This is a genomic window from Endozoicomonas sp. SESOKO4 (assembly GCF_024606275.1).
This window is the reverse complement of the sequence record NZ_JAHHPS010000687.1, coordinates 1-5,874: the sequence shown is the minus strand read 5'-3', so window position 1 is coordinate 5,874 and position 5,874 is coordinate 1. Positions and strand designations below refer to the sequence as shown.

At 45.3% G+C, this 5,874-nt stretch carries 10 protein-coding genes; 7 read left to right on the top strand and 3 right to left on the bottom strand.

Going from position 1 to position 5,874, the window contains the following annotated elements; genetic code table 11:
* Window positions 1-304: 304 nt before the first annotated feature.
* From KDK16_RS13345 to KDK16_RS13335, 3 genes are all read right to left on the bottom strand, one after another.
* Window positions 305-571, bottom strand: coding sequence for a type II toxin-antitoxin system RelE/ParE family toxin (locus tag KDK16_RS13345; RefSeq protein WP_257276503.1), 267 nt, complete (start codon window positions 569-571; stop codon window positions 305-307).
* Window positions 568-813 carry a CopG family ribbon-helix-helix protein gene (locus KDK16_RS13340; RefSeq protein WP_257276502.1) on the bottom strand — a complete coding sequence of 82 codons (246 nt, stop codon included), beginning with the start codon at window positions 811-813 and terminating at the stop codon, window positions 568-570. The genes KDK16_RS13345 and KDK16_RS13340 overlap by 4 nt, the downstream gene beginning before the upstream one ends.
* 249 nt (window positions 814-1,062) lie before the next feature.
* Window positions 1,063-1,497 (bottom strand): DUF29 domain-containing protein, encoded by a 435-nt coding sequence (locus KDK16_RS13335; protein WP_257252533.1) that lies wholly within the window; start codon window positions 1,495-1,497, stop codon window positions 1,063-1,065.
* A gap of 103 nt (window positions 1,498-1,600) precedes the next feature.
* Between KDK16_RS13335 and folC the strand changes: the two genes are divergently transcribed.
* The 7 genes from folC to KDK16_RS13300 all read left to right on the top strand — a co-directional run bounded on the left by folC (window position 1,601) and on the right by KDK16_RS13300 (window position 5,829).
* Window positions 1,601-2,920 carry a bifunctional tetrahydrofolate synthase/dihydrofolate synthase gene (gene folC / locus KDK16_RS13330; RefSeq protein WP_257252535.1) on the top strand — a complete coding sequence of 440 codons (1,320 nt, stop codon included), beginning with the start codon at window positions 1,601-1,603 and terminating at the stop codon, window positions 2,918-2,920.
* 442 nt (window positions 2,921-3,362) lie between these two features.
* On the top strand, window positions 3,363-3,644 hold the full coding sequence (locus KDK16_RS13325; protein ID WP_257252536.1) for a nucleotidyltransferase domain-containing protein: 282 nt from the start codon (window positions 3,363-3,365) through the stop codon (window positions 3,642-3,644).
* Window positions 3,641-4,132 carry a hypothetical protein gene (locus KDK16_RS13320; RefSeq protein WP_257276501.1) on the top strand — a complete coding sequence of 164 codons (492 nt, stop codon included), beginning with the start codon at window positions 3,641-3,643 and terminating at the stop codon, window positions 4,130-4,132. The genes KDK16_RS13325 and KDK16_RS13320 overlap by 4 nt, the downstream gene beginning before the upstream one ends.
* A gap of 124 nt (window positions 4,133-4,256) precedes the next feature.
* Window positions 4,257-4,589 carry a nucleotidyltransferase domain-containing protein gene (locus tag KDK16_RS13315; protein ID WP_257252538.1) on the top strand — a complete coding sequence of 111 codons (333 nt, stop codon included), beginning with the start codon at window positions 4,257-4,259 and terminating at the stop codon, window positions 4,587-4,589.
* Window positions 4,582-5,088 (top strand): hypothetical protein, encoded by a 507-nt coding sequence (locus tag KDK16_RS13310; RefSeq protein WP_257252539.1) that lies wholly within the window; start codon window positions 4,582-4,584, stop codon window positions 5,086-5,088. The genes KDK16_RS13315 and KDK16_RS13310 overlap by 8 nt, the downstream gene beginning before the upstream one ends.
* Window positions 5,081-5,512, top strand: coding sequence for a nucleotidyltransferase substrate binding protein (locus KDK16_RS13305; RefSeq protein WP_257276500.1), 432 nt, complete (start codon window positions 5,081-5,083; stop codon window positions 5,510-5,512). The genes KDK16_RS13310 and KDK16_RS13305 overlap by 8 nt, the downstream gene beginning before the upstream one ends.
* Window positions 5,509-5,829 (top strand): nucleotidyltransferase family protein, encoded by a 321-nt coding sequence (locus tag KDK16_RS13300; protein ID WP_257276499.1) that lies wholly within the window; start codon window positions 5,509-5,511, stop codon window positions 5,827-5,829. Before KDK16_RS13305 ends, KDK16_RS13300 begins: the two co-directional genes overlap by 4 nt.
* Window positions 5,830-5,874: the final 45 nt, after the last annotated feature.

Genomic DNA, 5,874 nt, shown 5'->3' with positions numbered 1-5,874 from the left:
TGGAGCATGGGGCAATCGATATGATTGTTGATCGGGGCGAAATGCGTTCGACGGTCGCTCGACTTTGCAGAAAAATGCAGGGAATGGCTTCAGTGCCTGTTGAGTCGGATTCGGAATTCGGTGCAGATGGGGAAGACGTGATTACTGCAACTGGGTGATACCTGTAAAGTTGGCCGGAGATTTCAAAAAGTGCTTTTTTCTTGATCTTGCACAACGGTGAATATACGTTGTTCGGCTTAATGTGGCTATGCGTCCTGAAGTTGCTGTTTTTTTAAATCAGAGTGAGCGCAGGGGATTTTTAAAATCATCTGAGTTGCTTTAAGTGCAGTATTCTGGCTATGTCTACTACGTCTGCACTGATACGGTAGTAAGCTACGTATTCAGTTCCGGCAACAGGTAGCTTTCGATATAAGCGTTCCTTATGGCCTGCCTCTGGGAATGCTTCAATTTGCTCCAGGGTAGCCGACATAAATTGAGCGATTTTGCCTGCAGCATTTGGGTGTAGTCGATCAAGGTGTTCGATATGACTGAGGAAGTCATCCTCGGCTCGTTTTGATATTCTTGACTTCATGGCTTTTTAGACAGACTTTCTTTGGCTTCTGTCAAAAAATCACCCAGTGGTCTTGTAGAGACTTCTCCAGAGTCAATACCCTCTAGTGTCTTTTCAACCTCTTCTATTTGCCACGCTGTCTTGTCAATCAGATCATTCACAGCTTCACGGATTAGATAAGAGACGTCTCGATCTCTTATCCGTGCTAGCTCATTAAGTTTATCAAGCGTTTCCTGTTCAAATTTTACGCTTTTGACTGCCATGGGCATAGCGCTGCTCTCTCTGGAGTATTTTGCAGTAGTTCAAGGTAGTACGACCTTTCACAAATAACAATAATAAGCTCAGGGGTATTTAATTTGAGGCATGTTTAGCCTCGCCAAAATTCATTAGAGATCACCCGTTCAAAGCCAGACGTAGAACGATTTGAGTGGTTGGAATGACATCAGCAATAGCTGCTACGAGTCTTTATGTACTGTTAGTTAGTCGCACTACACTAGATATTTATTAATGAGTTAGTCTGGCCAAAATTCATCATTGATCACCTGTTCAAAGGGCCACTCGCATTGTGTGGGAAATGTCGTTTCTGGTAGGCCAGTCTCTTTGAATGCTCTGATTTTTGCAGCGTCGTAAGCTTCGGCAGCTGCCTCAGGGAGTCTGGGCTTAAGTCCCGGATTTTCCTCAATGAATTTTTTTAGGCGGAATCTTTGTTCTTTGATTGAGCCCTGCCAGCTTGTGCTCCTGTTTTCAGGTTGGAATTTCCACTTCAAAAGATGCATGAGCAATACGTCCAGTCGATGACTCAGCTGGCGATATTCGCTTCTGCCCATGCTTTCGATTTCCTCGAGAATGTTATCCAAATCCAGTTCTCCCAGTCGACCCTGACGGATTAAATTGGCTTGTTGCTGTGTCCAGCTATAAAAATCAGTCTCGTAAAGCTGTTGAGTCATCGAAATTCCCCACAATGGATTCACCCGAAGGTCAGATGTAGAATGATTTGAGCAAATATGCAACCATACGTCCCCCAAGATGTTCTTCTAAGGAATCCCCTGCATGACATACCAGCAAAACGGTCAGCCTCCCTTCGAGCAGCTGTCTGATTGGCTTGACTGGTTGGAAAACACCCGGCCTGAACACGAAATGGAACTTGGGCTGGACAGTATAAGAAAAGTGGCTGAAAGGTTGGATCTTACAAAACCTGCTCCTTTCGTTATCACGGTTGGTGGCACTAATGGTAAGGGGTCAACGGTCGCTATTCTTGAGTCTATTCTCTCGGCTGCTGGTTACAAAGTAGGCGTCTACACCTCTCCGCATCTGCACAGATTCAATGAGCGTATTAAAGTCAATGGTGTTGAAGCAAGCGATGAAAGCCTGTGTGCCTCCTTTCAAAAAGTGAACGACGGGCTTGGCGGTGACTGGCTTTCCTATTTCGAATTCGCAGTGCTGTTGGCCGTAGATGTTTTTCAGAAAGAAAAAGTAGACATTGCGCTTATGGAGGTTGGGCTGGGCGGTCGTCTGGATGCCACTAATGTGATTGAGCCGGATGTCTCCGTAATCACTACAGTAGGGTTGGATCATCAGGACTGGTTGGGTTACAGTATTGAAGCGATCGCAAAAGAAAAAGCAGGTATTTTTCGCTCCGAAAAACCAGCCATATTTGGTGGTGTGGAGACTCCAGGCAGTATCGTCGATCAAGCTGTCAGGCTGGAGTCAGCTCTGTACAGAAGAGATAAAGAATTCGAGCTAAAAGAAGAAAGTAGAACATGGAGTTGGAAGGGTTTAAACAAAACGGGTGAATGTATTGAGTATGTCGACCTGCCTATGCCCGCATTAGTTATTGATAACGCTGCTACTGCTCTGCAAACAATTCAGTTTTTACCTGATGCTGTAAGCCGTGATGCAATCGTAGAAGGTTTAAAAATATCGAGCCTCCCTGGTCGTTATGAAAAAGTGATGGAGATCAATAAAAGGGGGAAAAAAGTTCAGGCTATTCTCGATGTTGCGCATAATCCGCAGGCAGCAACAAAGCTGGCAGAGCGCCTGAAGGCAGATCCGGTCTCAGGAAAAACTCGTGCACTGATTGGGATCTACAAAGATAAGGATTATCACGGAGTTATCGAGTCTCTGTCTGAAGTGGTCGATGAGTGGGTGGTTGCCGATTTTGATTCGCCCAGAGCGCTTGATAAGACTGTTCTGAGTGAAGCGGTTGCCAGATATTCTGAACTACTGCCTGTTATCGCTGAAAATGTAGAGTTAGGTTTTCAGCAACTAAAAGAAGTATCAACTAGCAGGGACAGGGTGCTTGTTGTGGGTTCGTTTTTGATGGTTGGTGCAATTTTGTGCGGTGGTGCTGAAGTTTCTCCTTCGAATTGATTTATCTTCTATTATTGTCTCGTTTTCCTGAGTGTATTTAAGGTTATTTTGTAAAGTTGTCGTTTAATGCAGGTGGTTTTCACTGATGATCATGTGTAGGATTAACCCCTTTATCGTAATGCTGCGTGATGGTTAGATAAGTCTGTCGATCACAAACTTCCTGGTTTTGCAATACCTGCTAGAGCTATTTAGTCAATAAATAGTAGGTAATTTTTAAGCTGCTTTTCAGAGAGAGTGTAATCTGAAGGGCGGTAGCGTGAATAAATGCTGGGTATATTTTTTATTTTTCGGAATTTTAAAGAGTAAAAGTCTTGCTCGGCGAGAATGTCAACTATCATAAAATCCGAAGCTTATGCAAGAGGTTTGTTTGTTGTCAGAACTGGCTCAGCCAGCTTAAAGAAGTCGGCAGGTGAAAATTAAGCAATGATTGAGAGAGTGTCTGGTGCGATTGACTAAATCCGAGCAGCAAGCCATTGTGACAGTTATCCGGCAGCTTGACCCTGATGCTGAAATTTGGCTTTTTGGATCGAGAGTTGATGACCAGGCCAGAGGTGGGGATATAGACTTACTGATTCTGTCGCATAAATTGAACTCGGCGGATAAACAGAAGATCAGGTTAGCGCTCTATGAAAAGCTGGGAGAACAAAAAATAGACTTGGTCATTGCTGCTGATGATTCTGACCCATTTACTCGAATAGCATTGGCAGAAGGAGTTTCTCTGTGAATGAAGGCAAAGCCGAAAAACGACGGGTAGCGATAAAAGAAGACCAGTTGTTGCTATTGCAGCAACAGTTGGAAAGCATGAAGCACATGGAGGAGTTGCTTGAATGGTCTTTGGCTCGTTGCCAGTCTGTGAGCCTTCAAAAGGAAAGCATGCCAGAGCTTGAAGATCTGGAAAAGTTTGAATCCCTCACCGCTCGCTTTGCCCGTTTTAATGACATCTTGCTGCAGAAAATATTCCGCCTGATCGATGTTATAGATCTGGAGCATGGAGGTACCGTTCGCGACAGAATCAACCGGGCTGAGAAAAAAGGTCTGATTAATAACGCCATTGAATTTATAGAAATTCGTGAACTGAGAAACAGTATTGCCCATGAATATCAGCCAGAGGCTTTGAGCCTGATTTTTCCTCAGGTTCTCAAATTTGTGCCAGTATTGCTTGATGTTGCTGAGAGGGTTAGGGGGTATTGTCGGCGGTATGATGGTGGTTAGCATCACTCTTGCTGATGTTGTAGTCAGGGTTTAGGACAGGGAAAAATCATGAAAATCCCTGAAGTCCTTGCTGGGCAGGCACTTTCATGATTTTCTCGTGGGTGTATACGACAGGTTAATACCATTGAGAATCACAAACGAACATGCGGCCCATATTTGCAACGTGCTTCAGCATTACTTTGGTGCCAAAACTGACATCTGGCTCTTCGGCTCAAGAGTTGATGATAACCAGCGTGGCGGTGATATTGATCTCTATATAGAAACCGACCTGCAAAGTCCGGAAGCGGTTTTTGATGCCAAACTCCACAGCCTGGTGGACATCAAACAGCACATCGGTGACCAGAAAATTGACCTGGTCATTTACCGACGAGGAAAACGCCGGGAAGCGATTCACCATGAAGCCAGAAGTACCGGGATTCAACTCAATGGCAACAGAGCTGGGGTAATGAATGAGTAGCGGACGACACATTGCAGACGTTACCGGGCGCACCCTCTGGATTTGTGACCGACATGCCTTGCGTCTTGAATGGGTGATGGCCGAAGTGGAAAGCCTGTTTCCATTAAGTGTCAATGCATTTGACAACCTTACCCCGACTGAAGTGGCTTACATGGACCAATTTTCCACCCGGTTCAGTAAATTACAGGATGCCATAGGGGCAAAACTCTTTCCTCACGTGCTGGATTTAGTGGGAGAGCAGGGGGCACTGAACACCTTTATCGACAAGCTCAACCGGCTGGAAAAAATAGGGGCCATTGATAATGCAGCCCAATGGCCTTTATTTCGTGAGATGCGCAATGCTTTTGCCCATGACTACCCGGAAGACAGTGAACTGAATGCCGAGACGTTGAACCGGGCCGTGCCGCTGGCCAGCGAGTTGTTAAAGGTCTACCACAATATTCGGGATTTTGCCTTGCGTTATGGTGCCGTTTTGCCTGGGGAGTGCAACGGTGGCTGACAACATTAAAATCGAATACGGAAAGTTCAAACAGTCATTAACATTGCTGGAATCTCAATACCATCATCAGCAGACACTTGATCACACATTACCCGGCTGGCTGCAAGAGGCAGTATCGGAATCCGTTATCCGGCGATTTGAAACCTGTTATGACCGTCTCTGGAAAGTGCTAAAACGCTATTTGAAAATCAGTCTGGGGTTACCCGACGTTCCCAACAGCCCGAAACCGCTATTCAGGATTGCCAATGAAAATAGACTATTGCCGTCGGATATTTCGCAATGGTTGATCTATGCGGATAGCCGTATTGATACATCTCATGATTATGATGGTGAAAAAGCAAAGGTAGCACTTGATTTAATGGGTGATTTTATAAAAGATGCGATTGCCCTATACGAGACCATGAGCGGAGAACACTGGGAATGAACGGTTCTACCAATCATCCCCCGGAACCCATTGACCTGACGCGCGATGAACGGATGCTACTACAGGCATTGCTAAAAAAACATTTGCCCGATATCACAGTCTGGGCTTATGGCTCAAGAGTCACTGGCAAGGCCCATTTCGCATCGGATCTTGATATGGTGATCTTTTCCGGCCCGGAACAAGCGATTGCGATAGCTGAACTTCGGGAAGCGCTGGAAGAAAGTAACCTGCCATTTCGGGTCGATCTTTTTGTTTGGGATCAGGTGCCTGAGAATTTCCGGAAAGTGATTCTAGAGAAGTTTGTTGTTATTCAATAAGCTATATGACCCGAGAAACAGGTCATGGCCGCAAAGAAAGCCGGA

Coding starts and splice junctions, on each gene's coding strand:
- KDK16_RS13300 (WP_257276499.1), top strand. CDS start 5,509: ATGAACGGTTCTACCAATCATCCCCCGGAACCCATTGACCTGACGCGC.
- KDK16_RS13345 (WP_257276503.1), bottom strand. CDS start 571: ATGAAGTCAAGAATATCAAAACGAGCCGAGGATGACTTCCTCAGTCAT.
- KDK16_RS13310 (WP_257252539.1), top strand. CDS start 4,582: ATGAGTAGCGGACGACACATTGCAGACGTTACCGGGCGCACCCTCTGG.
- KDK16_RS13340 (WP_257276502.1), bottom strand. CDS start 813: ATGGCAGTCAAAAGCGTAAAATTTGAACAGGAAACGCTTGATAAACTT.
- KDK16_RS13335 (WP_257252533.1), bottom strand. CDS start 1,497: ATGACTCAACAGCTTTACGAGACTGATTTTTATAGCTGGACACAGCAA.
- folC (WP_257252535.1), top strand. CDS start 1,601: ATGACATACCAGCAAAACGGTCAGCCTCCCTTCGAGCAGCTGTCTGAT.